The 15,616-nt window shown below is 70.5% G+C and carries 16 protein-coding genes; 8 read left to right on the top strand and 8 right to left on the bottom strand.

Translation table 11 applies throughout. From position 1 onward, the window contains the following. Positions 1-204 precede the first annotated feature (204 nt). Entirely contained in the window at positions 205-3,069 is a 2,865-nt protein-coding gene (locus M3M27_RS01045; protein ID WP_434026884.1) for a M16 family metallopeptidase, read from the bottom strand. A 347-nt stretch (positions 3,070-3,416) separates the two neighbouring features. Here M3M27_RS01045 and M3M27_RS01040 point away from each other — a divergent pair, with 347 nt between their 5' ends. The 3 genes from M3M27_RS01040 (at position 3,417) to M3M27_RS01030 (ending at position 5,262) form a co-directional block, all read left to right on the top strand. Further along, positions 3,417-3,872 (top strand): hypothetical protein, encoded by a 456-nt coding sequence (locus M3M27_RS01040; RefSeq protein ID WP_140725014.1) that lies wholly within the window; start codon positions 3,417-3,419, stop codon positions 3,870-3,872. A gap of 51 nt (positions 3,873-3,923) precedes the next feature. After that, a complete protein-coding gene (locus M3M27_RS01035) occupies positions 3,924-4,400 on the top strand; it encodes a tRNA (cytidine(34)-2'-O)-methyltransferase (protein WP_140725011.1) in 477 nt (158 codons plus the stop codon). A 274-nt stretch (positions 4,401-4,674) separates the two neighbouring features. After that, positions 4,675-5,262 carry an OmpO family porin gene (locus tag M3M27_RS01030; RefSeq protein WP_140725001.1) on the top strand — a complete coding sequence of 196 codons (588 nt, stop codon included), beginning with the start codon at positions 4,675-4,677 and terminating at the stop codon, positions 5,260-5,262. A gap of 142 nt (positions 5,263-5,404) precedes the next feature. Here M3M27_RS01030 and M3M27_RS01025 read toward each other — a convergent pair whose 3' ends face one another. The 5 genes from M3M27_RS01025 to M3M27_RS01005 all read right to left on the bottom strand — a co-directional run bounded on the left by M3M27_RS01025 (position 5,405) and on the right by M3M27_RS01005 (position 8,789). Further along, on the bottom strand, positions 5,405-6,430 hold the full coding sequence (locus M3M27_RS01025) for an NAD(P)H-dependent glycerol-3-phosphate dehydrogenase (protein ID WP_140724998.1): 1,026 nt from the start codon (positions 6,428-6,430) through the stop codon (positions 5,405-5,407). A 19-nt stretch (positions 6,431-6,449) separates the two neighbouring features. Further along, positions 6,450-6,968, bottom strand: coding sequence for a protein-export chaperone SecB (gene secB, locus M3M27_RS01020; protein ID WP_140724995.1), 519 nt, complete (start codon positions 6,966-6,968; stop codon positions 6,450-6,452). 118 nt (positions 6,969-7,086) lie between these two features. Beyond that, complete coding sequence (locus tag M3M27_RS01015; RefSeq protein ID WP_434026883.1) at positions 7,087-7,524, bottom strand: rhodanese-like domain-containing protein; 438 nt, start codon at positions 7,522-7,524, stop codon at positions 7,087-7,089. A gap of 78 nt (positions 7,525-7,602) precedes the next feature. Further along, on the bottom strand, positions 7,603-8,019 hold the full coding sequence (locus M3M27_RS01010) for a hypothetical protein (protein ID WP_140724990.1): 417 nt from the start codon (positions 8,017-8,019) through the stop codon (positions 7,603-7,605). Between the two features lie 296 nt (positions 8,020-8,315). Beyond that, complete coding sequence (locus M3M27_RS01005) at positions 8,316-8,789, bottom strand: YiiD C-terminal domain-containing protein (RefSeq protein ID WP_434026882.1); 474 nt, start codon at positions 8,787-8,789, stop codon at positions 8,316-8,318. Between the two features lie 43 nt (positions 8,790-8,832). Between M3M27_RS01005 and M3M27_RS01000 the strand changes: the two genes are divergently transcribed. The 3 genes from M3M27_RS01000 to M3M27_RS00990 all read left to right on the top strand — a co-directional run bounded on the left by M3M27_RS01000 (position 8,833) and on the right by M3M27_RS00990 (position 11,943). Further along, on the top strand, positions 8,833-9,597 hold the full coding sequence (locus M3M27_RS01000; protein WP_434026881.1) for a uroporphyrinogen-III synthase: 765 nt from the start codon (positions 8,833-8,835) through the stop codon (positions 9,595-9,597). A gap of 109 nt (positions 9,598-9,706) precedes the next feature. Next, a complete protein-coding gene (locus M3M27_RS00995; protein ID WP_434026880.1) occupies positions 9,707-10,684 on the top strand; it encodes a uroporphyrinogen-III C-methyltransferase in 978 nt (325 codons plus the stop codon). Further along, positions 10,681-11,943, top strand: a complete 1,263-nt coding sequence (locus M3M27_RS00990) for a heme biosynthesis protein HemY (RefSeq protein ID WP_434026879.1) — start codon at positions 10,681-10,683, stop codon at positions 11,941-11,943. The genes M3M27_RS00995 and M3M27_RS00990 overlap by 4 nt, the downstream gene beginning before the upstream one ends. A gap of 155 nt (positions 11,944-12,098) precedes the next feature. On the opposite strand, the gene M3M27_RS00985 is transcribed toward M3M27_RS00990, so the two are convergent. Further along, complete coding sequence (locus M3M27_RS00985; protein ID WP_434026878.1) at positions 12,099-13,379, bottom strand: acetyl-CoA C-acetyltransferase; 1,281 nt, start codon at positions 13,377-13,379, stop codon at positions 12,099-12,101. 86 nt (positions 13,380-13,465) lie between these two features. Here M3M27_RS00985 and M3M27_RS00980 point away from each other — a divergent pair, with 86 nt between their 5' ends. Continuing rightward, positions 13,466-14,371 (top strand): hypothetical protein, encoded by a 906-nt coding sequence (locus M3M27_RS00980; RefSeq protein WP_434026877.1) that lies wholly within the window; start codon positions 13,466-13,468, stop codon positions 14,369-14,371. Positions 14,372-14,461: 90 nt separating this feature from the next. Then, positions 14,462-14,893 carry an acetyltransferase gene (locus tag M3M27_RS00975; protein WP_434026876.1) on the top strand — a complete coding sequence of 144 codons (432 nt, stop codon included), beginning with the start codon at positions 14,462-14,464 and terminating at the stop codon, positions 14,891-14,893. Between the two features lie 50 nt (positions 14,894-14,943). Here M3M27_RS00975 and M3M27_RS00970 read toward each other — a convergent pair whose 3' ends face one another. After that, positions 14,944-15,579 carry a superoxide dismutase family protein gene (locus M3M27_RS00970; protein WP_434026875.1) on the bottom strand — a complete coding sequence of 212 codons (636 nt, stop codon included), beginning with the start codon at positions 15,577-15,579 and terminating at the stop codon, positions 14,944-14,946. Between the last annotated feature and the right edge of the window lie 37 nt (positions 15,580-15,616).

Genomic DNA, 15,616 nt, shown 5'->3' with positions numbered 1-15,616 from the left:
CGGGTAGTCCGGGTGCGCCGGTTCATCGGGCGGTTGTTGCGCCTGCGCACCCGTGGGAGCGGCTTCAGCCGCGATGGGGGGCATTCCCGGGAAAGCCCCATCGCGGCTGAAGCCGCTCCCACAGGAGCCGTTCCGACATAAAGCCGCTCCCGCACGGGCCCGCGGATACGCAAGGCCCCGCCTGGCGGCGGGGCCTTGCTGCGGTCACTTTGCGGCGGGCCGCGCCACCGGCTTGCCGTCGGCGTCGATCACGCTGACCTCGCCCAGGCCGAGGCCGCGCACCGGCTGCTCGATCTTGGACAGGTCGCCGACGATCACCCAGGTCAACGCCTGCGGGTCGATGCCCTTGGCCGCGGCGGCGGCCTGTGCCGGGGTGAACGCCGCCACCTGCTGGTTGCGGACCTGCACCCAGTTGTCCGGGCGGCCGTAGCGGACGATGCCGCCGATGGTGCCCATCACCGCGCTGGCGGTCTCGTAGGCGCCGGGCTGGCTGCGCAGCTCGTTGGCGATGATCTTGTCGACCTCGGCCTGCGTGGCCGGCACCTTGCCGGTGGCGTACTCGACGATCTCGCGCTGGATCTCCTGCACCGACTCGCGGGTCTTGTCGATCTGCACCGGCGCCACCGCCAGGAACGGCCGCTGGCCGAGCGCGCCCAGCAGCGTGGTGCGCGCGCCGTAGGACCAGTGCTTGTCCTCGCGCAGGTTCATGTTCAGGCGCGAGGTGAACGAACCGCCGAGCACGTCGTTGGCCAGTTCCAGCTTCACCGCGCCGGGGTCCTTGCTCGACGGCACCAGCTCGCCGGCATAGATGTTGGCCTGCACCGCGCCAGGCTGGTCGATCAGGAACACGCGCGGCTTGGCCGGGCGCTCGACCTGCGGCAGCTCGACGCCGGCCTTGGCCGCGCCCTCGCCCTTCCAGTCGCCCAGGTGCTTGTCCAGCAGCGGGACGATCTCGGCGAGCGTGGTGTCGCCGACCACGATCACCGTGGCCTGCTCGGGCCGCAGCCATTGCTTCTGGTAGGCCAGCAGGTCGTCGCGGCCGATCGAGGCGATCGCGGCCTCGGTACCGCTGCCGGTGAACGGGATGGCGTAGGGATGGCCCTCGCCATACAGCAGCGGCGGCAGCACGCGCAGCGCGGCGGTCTGCGGGCGCGCCTTTTCCTGGGCGATGCCGGCGATCCACTGCGCCTTGACCCGGTCGATCTCGGCTTGCTCGAAGCGCGGTTGGCGCAGCATCGTCGCGAACAGCCCCACCGACTCGTCCAGGTTCTCCTTCAGCGCCGACAGCGAGGCGCTGGCGCCATCGAGCGAGGCGCCGGCGTTCAGTTCCGCGCCCAGCTCTTCGGCCCGCGACTTGAACGCCAGCGCGCCCAGGCCGCCGGCGCCTTCGTCCAGCATCGCGGCGGTGAAGCCGGCGGTGCCGAGCTTGCCGCCATGGTCGCTGGCATAGCCGCCGCCGAACTCGTAGCTGATGTTCACCACCGGGATCTCGTGGCGCTCGGCCAGCACCACGGTGCTGCCGTTCTTCAGCTTGGCGCGCTGCAAGGCCGGGAACTTCAGCTGCGGATAGGAGGCGACCTCGGGGATGCCGGCCTTGCGGTCGACCGTGCTCGGCGTGGTGGTGTACTTCGGATCCGGCTTGGCCGCGGCGAACGGCGCCGGCTTGACCGAGGGCTCCTCGGCCAGCGGCGTGCGCGCGCCCGGCTTGACCACGAAGGTGTGGCTCGGGTTGCCCAGCCACTTGGCCGCGGCGGCGCGCACCTGTTCCGGCGTGGCCGCGGCGACGGTGGCGAGCGACTCGCGGAAGCAGCCCGGGTCGCCGGTGAAGGTCGCGCACGAGGCCAGCGCGTCGGCCTTGCCGCCGAACCCGCCGATGCGCTCGATGCCGCGGATGAAGCCGGCGCGGTAGTTGGTCTTGGCGCGCTCGAGTTCCTCGGCGGTCGGCCCCTGCTTGATCAGGCGCTGCAGCTCCTCCTCGATCACCGCCTCGACCTTGGCCGGGTCCACGCCCTGCTTGACCATCGCGCGCACCGAGAAGCTGCCGCTCAGCTGCGAGCTGTAGTTGCTGGTGCCGATGCTGTCCACCAGCTTGTCCTGGTGCACCAGGCGCGCGTCCAGGCGCGAGCTGGCGCTGCCGCCGAGCACGTCGGACACCAGGTCGAGCAGGTCGGCGTCCGTCGCGCCGACCTGCGGCACGTTCCACATGCGCTGGACCAGTACCTGCGGCACCTTGTCCTCCAGCTCGGTGCGGCCGGACTGCTTGAGCACCGCGACGTCGACCTTGGGCTGGGCCATCGTCGGCGTGGCCGGGATGTCGCCGAAGTACTTGGCCACCTTCTCCTTCGCGGTCGCCAGGTCGATGTCGCCGGCCAGCACCAGCACCGTGTTGTTGGGGCCGTACCAGGTGCGGAACCAGGTCTTCACGTCCTCCAGCGAGGCGGCGTCGAGGTCGTTCATCGAGCCGATCGTGGTGTGGTGGTACGGGTGCCCTTTCGGGTACATCGTGCGCGCGATCACCTGGCGCAACTGCCCGTACGGCTGGTTCTCGCCCTGGCGCTTCTCGTTCTGTACCACGCCGCGCTGCTCGTCGAGCGTCTTCTGGTCGATCGCGCCGAGCAGGTGGCCCATGCGGTCCGACTCCATCCACAGCGCCATGTCCAGCGCGGTGGTCGGCACGTTCTCGAAGTAGTTGGTGCGGTCGGTGTTGGTGGTGCCGTTCATGTCGGTCGCGCCGGCCTGCTCGAACGGCGTGAAGAACTCGCCCGGCGCGTTCTCGCTGCCGTTGAACATCAGGTGCTCGAACAGATGCGCGAAGCCGCTGCGCCCTGCCGGCTCGTCCTTGCTGCCGACGTGGTACCAGAGGTTGACCGCGACGATCGGCGCCTTGCGGTCGGTGTGCACGATCACGCGCAGGCCGTTGGGCAGGGTGAAGGTCTCGTACGGGATGTCCACCGCGACCGAGGCCGGCGCGGCCGCGAACGCAGGAGCCGGCAAGGCGGTGAACCCGAACGCGGCGGTAGCCAGGGCGACCGCCAGTGCGGCGGCGCGGGGACGACGTGGAAGCGACATGCGCACTCCTTGTGCGTGGGATGAGCCGCGATGTTAAGGCGGCGCCCGGCGGCCGCTCATGGGCCGCAAGCCATGCCCCCGGCTAACCGCCCGCGCATGCGCGGACAGCGGCCCCGGCCACGAGTGTCCGGACAGCGGACACTGCCGCCTTTCCAAATCCCATTCGAAATCAATGGGTTGCGATTGGCACGCATCCTGCTCGGTATTCGGCAGGCGGAAAGCCGTTCCGACGAATCTTGAACGAACAATGAACAAGATCCGGAAATGAGCGATTCCGCTTGCACCAAGAGATTCGGTGTATTACTTTACTACCACACCACTGATCACCAACACCAAAGGTCCCTGTCATGAACACCAAGTCCCTGAGCGCCGCCATCGCCTTCGCCGCCGGTTCCGTTCTGGCCTCGATGACCGCCCACGCCACCCCGATCACCACGCTGGACACCGTGCAGGTGCGTCCCTCCGCCGAGCAGATCGCCCAGCGCGAACACGAGCGCACCAGCCCGATCCCCACCCTGGCCGCCGTGCAGGTGCGCCCTTCGGCGGAGCAGGTCGCCGAGTACGAAGCCGGACTGCGCGTGGTGACCCTGGCTGCGGTCGAGGTCCGCCCGAGCGCCGAGCAGCGCGCCGAACTGCTGGCCAGCCGCGAGTCCGGCGAGACCGCCTCCAACGCGCTGACCGCCGAGGCTTCCGCCGCCGTCGCCGAGCTGGTCGGCCAGGTCATCGTCAACCTGCCGAAGCCGCGCCTGCTGCCGTCGCCGCTGGACCTGCGGGCCCTGGTCGGTTCGTTCGCCCAGTACTGAGGGACCGGCCGCAGCCGCGGCCGATCCCGGAGGGCCGGCTAAACTTGGCCGATGAGCGCTCCCGTCCTCGATGTCCTGCTGTACCAGCCCGAAATCCCGCCGAACACCGGCAACGTCATCCGCCTTTGCGCGAACACCGGCGCGCGGCTGCACCTGATCGAACCGCTCGGTTTCGACCTGAGCGATCGCCAGCTCAAGCGCGCCGGCCTGGATTACCACGAATACGCCCGCCTGCAGGTGCATGCCGACCTGCCGGCCGCACTGGCCAGCATCCGGCCCGCGCGGCTGTTCGCATTGAGTACCCGCGGCCGGGTCCGCTACGACACCCCGTCCTTCGCCGACGGCGACGCCTTCCTGTTCGGCCCGGAGACGCGCGGCCTGCCCGCCGACGTGCTCGACCAGGTGCCGGAGGCGCAGCGCCTGCGCCTGCCGATGCAACCGGGCAACCGCAGCCTCAACCTGTCCAACAGCGTGGCGGTGGTGGTGTTCGAGGCCTGGCGCCAGCTCGGCTTTGCCGGCGGCGCGTAGGACCGACCAGCCCGCGTCAGGGCAGTATCCGCGGCACCGCCATCGCGCCCTCGAACCGCGCGTATCTCACCGCAGCGCATCCTTGCTGTACACGGCATCGTGACCGGCTTCGCACACCCGCGATGCGCTCAAAAGTTCCTGAATCCGTCCTTTAATTTATGTACCGGTCAGTTCTGAATTCAGGGGCGATTCCGCCGGCTAACGGAGAATTTACATCTCGGCAGCGAACGGTCTTCGACCTCAGCGCCGTAATAACCAATAAAGAGGTAACGACATGAAAGCTTCCCTGCTCGCTCTCGGCCTGATCGCCGCCCTCCCGTTCGCCGCCTCGGCCGCGGACAACCTCTCGTACAACTACGTCGAGGGCAACTACACCAAGACGAACGCCGACAACGGCGACGCCGACGGTTGGGGCTTCAAGGGCTCCTACGCCTTCCACCCGAACTGGAGCGTGTTCGGCGACTACAACAAGCAGTCGCTCGACCACAGCGACCTCGACGTGCAGCAGTACCGCCTGGGCGTCGGCTACAACTACACCATCGCCCCGAGCACCGACCTGGTCGCCCGCGTGGCCTACAACAAGTTCAACCCGGACCGCTCGCCGAACGGCGTGAAGTACGACTTCGACGGCTACAGCGCCGAGGTCGGCCTGCGCAATGCGTTCGGCCAGCACTTCGAGGTCTACGCGCTGGCCGGCTACGAGGACTACTCCAAGAAGCACGGCGTCAACCCGGACGGCGAGTTCTACGGCCGCCTCGGTGGCCAGGTGAAGCTCAACCAGAACTGGGGCATCAACGGCGACATCAAGATGGCCAAGGGCGGCGACAAGGAATGGTCGGTCGGCCCGCGCTTCAGCTGGTAAGCGCACCGCGCGTCTGCGGCGCGTCCTCTCTCCCGCGTCGCACTCGAAGCCCGGCCGCAAGGCCGGGCTTTTTTTGAGAATGCATAACCGACTACGTCAGTGAATGACGAGCGACGGTGAGCCCGGCCGGACCATCCCTGGTTTACTTGAACAACGTATCCGGGTACTCCGGCTTCTGTTCGCGCGCCAGCAGTTCCTTGAGGCCGGCTTCGGGGGTGATCTCGCCGTGCAGCACCGCGCGCACCGCATTGGAGATCGGCAGCTCGATGCCATGCGCCTCGGCCTGGCGCATCACCTCGTCGGCGGTCTGCACCGACTCGACCACCTGGCCGATCTCGCGGACCGCATCGGGCAGGCTCTGCCCGCGCCCGAGCGCCAGGCCCAGCCGGCGGTTGCGCGAGAGGTCGCCGGTGCAGGTCAGCACCAGGTCGCCCAGGCCGGCCAGGCCCATCAAGGTCTCGGGCTTGCCGCCGATCACCGCGGCCAGCCGCAGCATCTCGTTCAGGCCGCGGGTGATCAGGCCGGCGCGGGCGTTCAGGCCCAGCTGCATGCCGTCGGCGACGCCGGTGGCCACCGCCAGCACGTTCTTCATCGCCCCGCCCAGTTCGGCACCGACCATGTCATCGCCGGTATAGGCGCGGAACGCGGGGCCGTGCATCGCCTCGGCCACGACCTGGGTGAACCCGGGATCGTCGCCGTGCACCGTGATCGCGGTCGGCAGGCCCTGGGTCACTTCCTTGGCGAAGGACGGGCCGGTGACCACGGCCAGCGGCACGTCCTGGCCGAGGATCTCGCGCGCCACCTCGTGCAGGAAGCGCCCGGACCCCGGCTCGAAGCCCTTGGTCGCCCAGGCCACGCCGGCCTCGGCCGGACGCAGCGGCGCCAGCACCTTCACGGTCTCGGTGAAGGCGTGCGACGGCACCACCACCAGGATCCAGCCGGCGCCTTCGACGGCGGCGGCCAGGTCGGTGGTCGCGCGCAAACCCTCGGGGAGCGCGATGCCGGGCAGGTAGCGGGGATTCTCGTGGTCGCGGTCGATCGCTTCGACCACCTTCGCGTCCCGGCCCCACAGCACGGTCGGGTGACCGTGCCGTGCGACCAGCGCGGCCAGGGCGGTGCCCCAGGAGCCGGCGCCGAGGACGGCGATTTTCCGTTTCGGATCGCTCATCCGCTGATCGGAACCCGGATCAGGCGTTGCCGGCCGGCTCGGAATCGGCCAGCGACGGGGCCTCGCCCTGCTGCGCGCGCTGGCGCAGGGTCTCGGCGTACAGCGCCTCGAAGTTGATCGGCTGCAGGAAGAACGGCGGGAAGCCACCGGCCTGGATCAGGTCGCTGACCAGGGTGCGCACGTACGGGAACAGGATGTTCGGGCACTGGGTGCCGAGCAGCACGTCGACCGCCTGCGGCTCCAGGCCGACCAGGCCGAACACGCCGGCCTGCTGCACTTCGGCCACGTAGGCGGTACGGCCGGCGGCGGTGCAGGTCAGGGTCACGCCGAGTACCACCTCGAAGGCGTTCTCGTTCAGGCGCTGCACCTTCTGGTTGAGGTTCAGCTGCAGCTCCGGCTGGCTGCCGTCGTTGAACACGGCCGGGGCGTTCGGAGACTCGAAGGAAACGTCCTTGACGTAGATCTTCTCGATGGTGAAGGCGGGGCCGGCGGCGGCTTCGGCCGGCGCGGCGGCGCCGTTGGTGGTTTCGTCGGACATTCCTGGACTCCAGAAAACGGTTCTTGGTAAGTGATGCGGTGGGTGGAACGCTTGCTAAACGGCAAGTATCTCATGACAGCGATGGGGACTTGCCAGCGCCACCACAAGGGTGCAGGGATCAGGCGCGGCCCTTCACCAGCGGCAGGTCGGCCTGCTGCCAGGCGGGAATGCCGCCCTCCAGCCAGTAGACCTTCTCGAAACCGGCCTGCTTGAGCTTCTTGGCCGCGGCCGCCGAAGCGGTGCCGTTGCGGCAGACCAGCACGACCGGCTGCGACTTGCGGTCCGTCACCAGCTTGTGCCCGGCGTCGAACTTGCCGGCCACGGCGTTGCGGCTGCCGGCGATATGGCCCTTCTCGTAGTCGGCGGCGGCCGACAGGTCCACCACCAGCGCGTTGTCGCTGTTGATCAGGCGGGTCAGCTCGACCGGCTTGATGGCCTTGTAGCCGCGGAACAGCCGCGCGATCTCGGTGACGATGATGGCGAGGGTCAGGCCGACCAGGGCGATCGACAGCATGGGGTTGCGGCCGGCAAAGGCCTGCAGCTCTTCGAGATTCACGGGCTCACGGGGATCGATGAAGCGGGCCGGCGATTGTCGCACAGCCGGCGGGCGCGCCGGTTACCGCGGCGCCGGCCGTCATTCGCCCTTCCACAGGTCGGGCAGGCCGGAGGCCAGCCACCACTGCTTGGCCTTGGGGTCCCAGCGCCAGACCTCGCGGACCCGCACGCTGCGCTCGGCCAGCGTGTTGCGGTTGATCAGCCGGATCTCCACCTCGCGCACCACCCGGTCCTCGCCCTCGGTGCCGCTGCGCAGCTCGCTGTAGCCGGAAATCTGCACCTGCTCGTAGCGGGCCCGCTCCAGGTCGGTCTGCGGGTGTTTTTCGCGGTATTCCGGATCGACCATCTCCTCGGCGCGGTCCAGGTCGCTCCAGCGGACCGCCGCGGCATACAGGCTCTGCGTTTCCTGCAGGCTGCGCTGCTGGGCACGGCTCAGCGCCTGCGCGCTCCCGGCGAGCAGCAGCAGGCAGATCGACAACCAGGCGAGTCGGCGCATCGAGGCATCCCCTTGGAGCGTGTTATGGACTTTGGAATGAAATGAGTGGGTCGTCAGCGGTGCGGAGCCGGTGTCGCGTGGGGCCGCCTTGGCGGGTGGCCAAGGCAAGCCGCACGGCGCCGGCTCCGTGCCGCTGACGGCCATCCGGGAAGTGGCCTGGGGCGCGCCGATACGGCGTTGCGCGCTTTGCCCAGGCGGCCAGCCTGGGCTGCAGCGCACGCCTTGTCTCGACACGCCCCAGGCCGCTTCGCGCTCATCCCAAAGTCCATAACACGCTCTAGAGGACGCCATCGTACTCATTCGCGCTTGGCCAGCGCCACGAAGCGCCCGCTGAAGCTCGCCGCGACCACGCCGGATTGCAGCGTCACCTGCGCCTGCACGGTGATGCGGGCCTTGCCGCGCTGGCGCAAGGTCGCCAGGAACGCGTCCCCGCTCTGGCCCTCGGCCGGCGCCGCGCACGCCACCAGGTCCTCGTAGACCGGCGCCAGGTAGCGCAGCTGGCTGTCGGCCACGTAGATGTCGGCGATCTCGCCGGCCGCCTGCAGGTGCAGGTTCAGCCAGCTCCATCCGGCCAGGGTCATCAGCGACGCCAGGCTGCCGCCGAAGGCGTTGCGCTTGTCGTTGACGTTGGCCTCCAGCGGCGCGCGCAGGCACAGGCCGCGCTCGTCCAGGCCGGCGACCGCGATCCGCATCGCCGCCACGGGCGGCATCGCATCCAGGTGCCGTTGCAGGTTCTGGAGCGCGGGTGACAGGCGATCGGCATGGAGCATGGACAACGACCGTGGACGACGAAGGGCTCGCATAATGCCCGCAATGACCCCATCGGCACATGACTGGTACCTGCTTTCGTTGCGCCCGGCCGGCGCGCACGCGGGATTGCGCGCCGCCTGCGCGCGCGCCGGCGGGCGGTTGCTGGCGCTCTCGCCATGGCGGATCGAGCACGATCCGGATGCCGCCGCGCGGCACGCATTGCAGGCCGCGCTGCGCGCCCCGGCGACGCTGTTCACCAGCCCGGCCGCGGTTGCAGCGGCGCAGGCGATCGACCCGGCGTTCGCCGGCGCGCTGCGCCAGGCGGTCTCGGTCGGCGAAGGCACCGCGCGCGCGCTGCGCCGGCACGGCATCCGCGACGTGCTCGCCCCCGCGCGGATGGACAGCGAAGGCGTGCTGGCCTTGCCGCAACTGGCGCGCTACGACGCGATCGGGCTGGTCACCGCTCCCGGCGGGCGCGGCGTGATCGCGCGCGACCTGCAGGCCCGCGGCGTCGCGGTCCTGCGCGCCGACGTCTACCGGCGGGTTCCGGTCGCGCTGCCGGCGCAGGCGATCCGGCGGCTGGAACGCGTCCTGCCCCGTAGCGTGCTCGCCCTCAGCAGCGGCGAGGCGCTGGAACTCCTGCTGCGCCAGTTGCCCGCCGATGCGCTCCAGGCCTTGCGCCGGCGACCGGTGGTCGCGGCCAGCGAGCGCCTGGCCGCGTACGCGCGCGAGCACGGGTTCATCGAGGTCCACCGCGCCGAAGGCCCGATGCCCGCGCAGCTCGCGAAAGCCGCCGCGGCGGCGATGACACCGCGCATACCTGGCTGAACTAGGACGTGCCATTGCGCGCGCGCGTCTTGCCGTCGCGACGCGACGCACGCCATGCTGTTGCGCGACGCCGGCGGCTTCCAACGCCGTGCCACAGCCAGGAGGCCGCATGGATCCGACGCCGAGTACTCCACGACGACCGCGATGGGCATGGGTCATGCTGCCCGTGGTCGTCGTCGTGCTTGCGGCGGCGGGCTGGGGCGGCTGGCGCGCCTGGCATGCGTACGCCACCGAGCGCGACCGCGTGGCCGGCGAGGAGCAGCGCCGCTGGGAAGTCTTCGACCAGACCCTGGAGACCCTGCGCCGCGACCAGCGGGCGACCAGCGAACGCCTGCAGGACGCGGCGGCCACCAACCGGGTGTTGCGCGACGAGATGCTCGGCCTGGGCCAGCGCAGCGCCTTGCTGGAAGAAACGGTCTCCAAGCTCGCCGATCCCAGCCGCCACGGCGCGCAGGCGCTGCGGCTGGACGAAGTGGAACTGCTGCTGAGCCAGGGCCAGCAGCGGCTGGCGATCGCCGGCGACCTGGATGGCGCGCGCAGGGCCTATGCGCTGGCCGCCGGCGCCCTGGCCGGCATCGACGATCCCGCATACCTCAACGTGCGCCAGACCCTGGTGCAGGAACGCAACGCGCTCGATGCGCTCGGCGCCGGCCCGCAGGCCGCGCTGGGCGGCGAGCTGGAACGCCTGGTCGGGCAACTCGACGCGCTGCCCGCCCAGGCGGCCGATGCGGCCGGGGACGCGCGCCCCTGGTGGCAGAAGCTGCTCTCGCCGCTGGTCCAGGTGCGCCCGTCGCGCGGCAACGTGCTGGTCGCCCGGTCCCAGCGGATCGGCGCCCGCGATTCGCTGCAGATCGAGATCAGCCTGGCGCGCGCGGCGCTGGAGCGCGGCGACGCCACGGCCTGGAAGCAGGCGCTGGCGCGGGTCGACGGCTGGCTCGTCCGGCTGTGGCCGGACAGCGCGGCGCTGCGTCGCCTGCGTGCCGAACTGACCCGGCTGCAGCATGCCCCGCTGCGGCCGGCCACGCCCGAACTGGGCAGCACCCTGCTGCAGTTGCGGGCCATGCGTGAAGGGAGGAACGGACCATGAAACCGCTGCGTACCCTGCTGATCCTGCTGGTCGCCGTGGCCTTGGGCGTGCTCGGCGCGCAATGGCTCTCGCGCCAGACCAGCTACGACGTCGGCGAAGTGATCGTCCGCGCCGGCGGCAACGACTACGTGGCGCCGGGCCCGCAGGCGCTGCTGCTGCTGGTGATCGCGCTGCTGGTGCTGTGGCTGCTGTGGACGCTGCTCAGCCTGCCGTTCCGCACCTGGAACCGCTATCGCCGCAAGAAGGGCCGCGCCCGCCTGATCGAAGGCCTGCGCGCCGCCGAGCACGGCCAGTGGGGCAGGGCCGAGAAGCTGCTGGCGGCCGCCAGCGAAGACGACGAGGTCGGCGCGATCGCGCTGGCCAGCGCGGTGCGCGTGGCCGACGCGCGCGGCGACGATGCCGCGGTCGAGGCGTTCGCGCGCAGGCTCGGCGAGCGCGACCCGCAGGCCCACGCGCTGCTGCAGGCGGAGCGCTTGCTCGCGAAGGACCGCCCGGTGGACGCGATCAATGCGCTCGACGTGGCCGGCGCGCAACCGCTGCCGCCGCGCGGGCTGCTGCTGCGCACCGAGGCGCTGGCGCGGATCGGACGGGCCGACGAGGCCTATGGCCAGCTGGGCGCGCTGCGCCAGCAGCAGGTCCTGTCCGGGCAGGCCTATGGCGAGCTGGAAACCCGGCTGGCCGCGCAGGCCCTGCAGCAGGCCGGCGATGCCAATGCCCTGGCCGTGCGCTGGGAAAGCGTCCCCAAGTCGCTGCGCACGATGCCGTCGGTCGCGGCGGCCTATGCCTCGCGTGCCGCCGCGCTGCGCTGGGACGATGCCGCCCTGCACAGCCTGGAGCAGGCGCTGGACGGCCGCTGGGACGAGTCGCTGGCGCGCCTGTACGGCCTGCTGCCGATGGAGAAGTACGACTCGCGCCGCGCCAGCGCCCAACGCTGGCTGACCCAGCATCCGGACAGCCCCGCGCTGCTGCTGACCCTGGGCCGCCTGGCCCGGCACCAGCACCAGGCCGCGCAGTCGGAGGAGTTCCTGCATCGCGCGATCGCGCAAGGTGTCGGCGCCGAAGGCTGGGAGGAACTCGGCCACGGCTTCGCCGCCGCCGGCCAGGACCGCACCGCCCAGCAGTGCTACGCCAACGCATTGCGCGTGGCGCGCGGCGAACCTGCGCTCGACCTTGCATTGCGCGACCTGCAGCAACGCATCGCCGACGAGGCCGTCCCCGAGGAACGCGACGAGTTCGGCCATCCGCGCCTGCGCGGCTGATACCAGTCCCATCGCGGCGCGCGCCGCTGCGCTATCCGGCGCATAGCCTCCTGCAGTTCAAGGGGGCGCGCGGAAGGCGGATTTGGAAGCCACGGAGCCGGGGCCCGAGGTTTTGCGAGCACGAGCTCGGGCGATTTTCCCGCTGCGCAGGAAAATCAGCGTTCGACGATCGCCACCACGCCCATGCCGCCCGCGGTGCAGATCGACACCAGCGCGCGGCCGCCGCCGCGCTGCTTCAGCTCCTTGGCGACGGTGGCGACGATGCGCGCGCCGGTGGCGGCGAACGGGTGGCCGGTCGCCAGCGAGGAACCCAGCGGGTTGATCCTGGCCGGGTCGATCCGGCCGAGCGGCGCGTCCAGGCCGAGCCGGTTGCGGCAGTAGTCCTCGCTCTCCCAGGCGCGCAGCGTGCACAGCACCTGGGCGGCGAACGCCTCGTGGATCTCGTAGATGTCGAAGTCCTGCAGGGCCAGGCCCTGGCGCTTGAGCATCTCCGGCACCGCCACGGTCGGCGCCATCAGCAGACCTTCGCCATGCACGAAATCGACGGCGGCGACCTGCGCGTCCCGGAGGTAGGCCAGCGGCTCATGGCCGTGCGCGCGCGCCCACTCGTCGCTGGCCAGCAGCACCGCGGCGGCGCCGTCGGTGAGCGGGGTCGAGTTGGCGGCGGTCAGCGTGCCGCGGCCGGAGACCTTGTCGAACGCCGGCTTCAGCGTCGCCAGTTTCTCCACCGAGGTATCCGGGCGCAGGATGTTGTCGCGGCTGACGCCGCGGAACGGCGCGATCAGGTCCTCGAAGAAGCCGCTCTCGTAGGCCGCGGCCAGCTTCTTGTGCGAGGACACCGCCCATTCGTCCTGCGCCTCGCGCGAGATGTTCCATTCCTTGGCCATGTCCTCGCAGTGGTCGCCCATGCTCTTGCCGGTGCGCGGCTCGGCCACGCCGGGGAATTCCGGCTTGAGCTCGCCCAGGCGGAAGCCGGAGAGCATCGCCTTGATCTTGTCGCCGGTGGTCTTGGCGCGGTTGGCGGCGAGCAGGCGCGCGCGCAGCTTCCTGCCGTAGACGATCGGCACGTCCGAGGTGGTGTCCGAGCCGCCGCCGATGCCCGAGTCGATCTGGCCGAGCGCGATCTTGTTGGCGATGTGGATGATCGTGTCCAGCGAGGTGCCGCAGGCGCGCTGCAGGGTGATGCCGGGCGTCAGCGGCGACAGCCCCGACGACAGCGCGGCCTCGCGCGCCAGGTTCCAGTCCGAGGAATGCTTGATCACCGCGCCCATCGCCACCTCGCCGAGCTGCTGCCCGTGCAGCCCGAAGCGCTCCACCAGCGCGCCGAGCGTGCGTACCGACATGCCGAGATTGCCGACGTCCGAGTAGGCGGTGTTCTGGCGGCAGAACGGAATACGGACGCCGCCCAGGATGGCGACGGGGCGAGGAGAGGACATCGAGGGACCTGGCATGGAAGGAAGACTCGGGGTGGCCTGCACGGGGACGGCAGGCATAATGGCCGAAGTGTAGCCTCGACCCCGTGATGGGCCAACCGCGAACCATGAGCACTAGCGACCTCGGCACCACCGCCCTCGGCGTACTGGCCCTCGAACTGGCCGGCGGCACCGTCCCGCGCGTGGCCGCGCTTTCCTCCGACCAGGCCGGCGCGCTGGCCGAGCGGGTCGGCCGCGACCTGGCGCAGTGGGTGCCGCAGGTGCGCGAGCTGGAGCTGAGCTTCGCCGCGGCGCATTTCGATCCGGCCGAGGTGCTCCGGCCGGGCTGGTCGATGCATCGCCGGCTCGACGAACTGCAGGCGCGCGCTCCCGGCCGCAACCAGGGACCGCGCGTGCTCGCCTTCGGCGCCGACGCGCAAGGCCAGGTCCCCCTGCCGTTCCAGGCCGATGCCACGCTCGGCGGCGGCAGCCTGCGCGTGCTGCCGTTCCTGCTCAGCGGCGACCCGGCCATCGTGCGGCAGGTCGCCGCCGCGCTGGAGGACGTGCTGCTGGCGCAGGGCATGGCCCAGGCCGATACCGCACTGCTGGCGCAGGACGCGTTCGGCGCGCGCATCGAGCACGCGCGCTACCTGACCGTGCACGACCTGGCCGCGATGATGTCGATGCAGTACGACAACCAGGGCCTGGCCGCGCTGTGGCCGCTGATCGAGGTCGCACTGCTGGCGCCGGAGCAGGAGGAATGGCTGGATGCCCCGCCCGAGCCGCTGCTGCGCTACGCCGGCGGCGAAGTGCGCATGGCGCTGTTCGATCCCGCCAGTTGGTGCGCGCACTACGGGCAGGATCGCCAGGAGTGCGAGCGCCTGCGCGGCGTATACGAGCAGTTCCTCGCCCGCCAGCGGCAGATGGCCGCGGTCCTGGAGGCGCACGGCATCCCGGTGCTGTACGTGCACATCGAGAACGGCGAGGACGCCCGCGCGGCGCTGGCCGGCGCGTAGCGCATTTTCATTTCGGGCGCTTGCGGATCCCGCCTCCCACAGTCATCCCATGTGTCGTCACTCGATTCCGAAAATGCCCTAGAGCGTGTTATGAACATCCGTGCTCGCGTCGCCGCGGACGATCCCATCCTGGTCGACATCTGGCATCGCGCCGTGCGCGCCACCCACGCTTTCCTGAGCGAACAGGACATCGCGGACCTCTATCCGCAGGTCAGGGACGTGTATCTGCCGAATGTCGCGGCGTGGATCGAGGAAACGGCGCAGGGCCGCATCGCCGGCTTCATCGGCATCGACGGCGCGCAGGTGGAAATGCTGTTCGTCGACCCCGAACTGGCCGGGCATGGTACCGGCACGCGCCTGCTCGACCATGTCAGGACCCTGCACCCGCGTCTCACCGTCGACGTCAACGAGCAGAATCCGCGCGCGCATGGGTTCTATTCGCGCTATGGCTTCAAGGACGTCGGCCGCTCGGAAACGGACTCGGCCGGCAGGCCGTTCCCGCTGGTGCACATGGCGTATTGATCCGCCTGCCATCCGCAGGGAGCCGGGCGAGGCCGGCTCCCTGTGCGCGTTCACGGATTGGTGGTGATCACGCCGCAGGCGAGGCGGCCGCCGGCGTTGCCGGTGGGCTGCGTCTTGTAGTCGTCCGGATCGGCATGGACGATCACCGCGTGGCCGGCGATGTCGAAGGAATCGCCCTTGCCCAGGTTCACGTTGCTGGACACCGGCCCGTCGATCGTCGCGTTGCCCTGCGCGTCGGCGACGATGTTCGGCATGTCGCCGCCGTGGTGCGGATCGTGGGCGATGCTGCCGTGCTCGCTCTGCGCGGGATTGAAATGGCCGCCGGCGCTGGAGCCGTCCGGCGCGCTGCAGTCGCCCTTCTCGTGGATGTGGAAGCCGTGCTCGCTGTTGGGCTTGAGGCCGGTGACCTGCCCGCTCACGCGCAGCGCGCCGTCGACGATCTTGAAGGTGACGCTGCCGTTCACCGTGCTGCCCTGGGTCGGCTTGAGCTCGGCGGTGGCGCTGCTGGGCGCCGGCTGCGTGGTGCCCGATTGCGCAGGCGGCTCGGAGGCGCGGTCCTCGCCGGCCGGGGCGGCCGCCTGGTCGGCCGTCGCGGCGGGTTCGGCCGCCGGTGCGGGTTCTTCGCGCTTGCAGGCGCCCAGCGCCAACGTGATGGCGATGAAAAGCAGGGTCGGGATCGTGCGCATGCGTGGTTCTCCTCTACGGGACAGGGCCGGAGCCCAG

The sequence above is a fragment of the Xanthomonas boreopolis genome (genome assembly GCF_046529185.1).
Lineage (GTDB): Bacteria > Pseudomonadota > Gammaproteobacteria > Xanthomonadales > Xanthomonadaceae > Pseudomonas_S > Pseudomonas_S boreopolis.
This window is presented reverse-complemented; position numbering and strand designations above follow the sequence as displayed.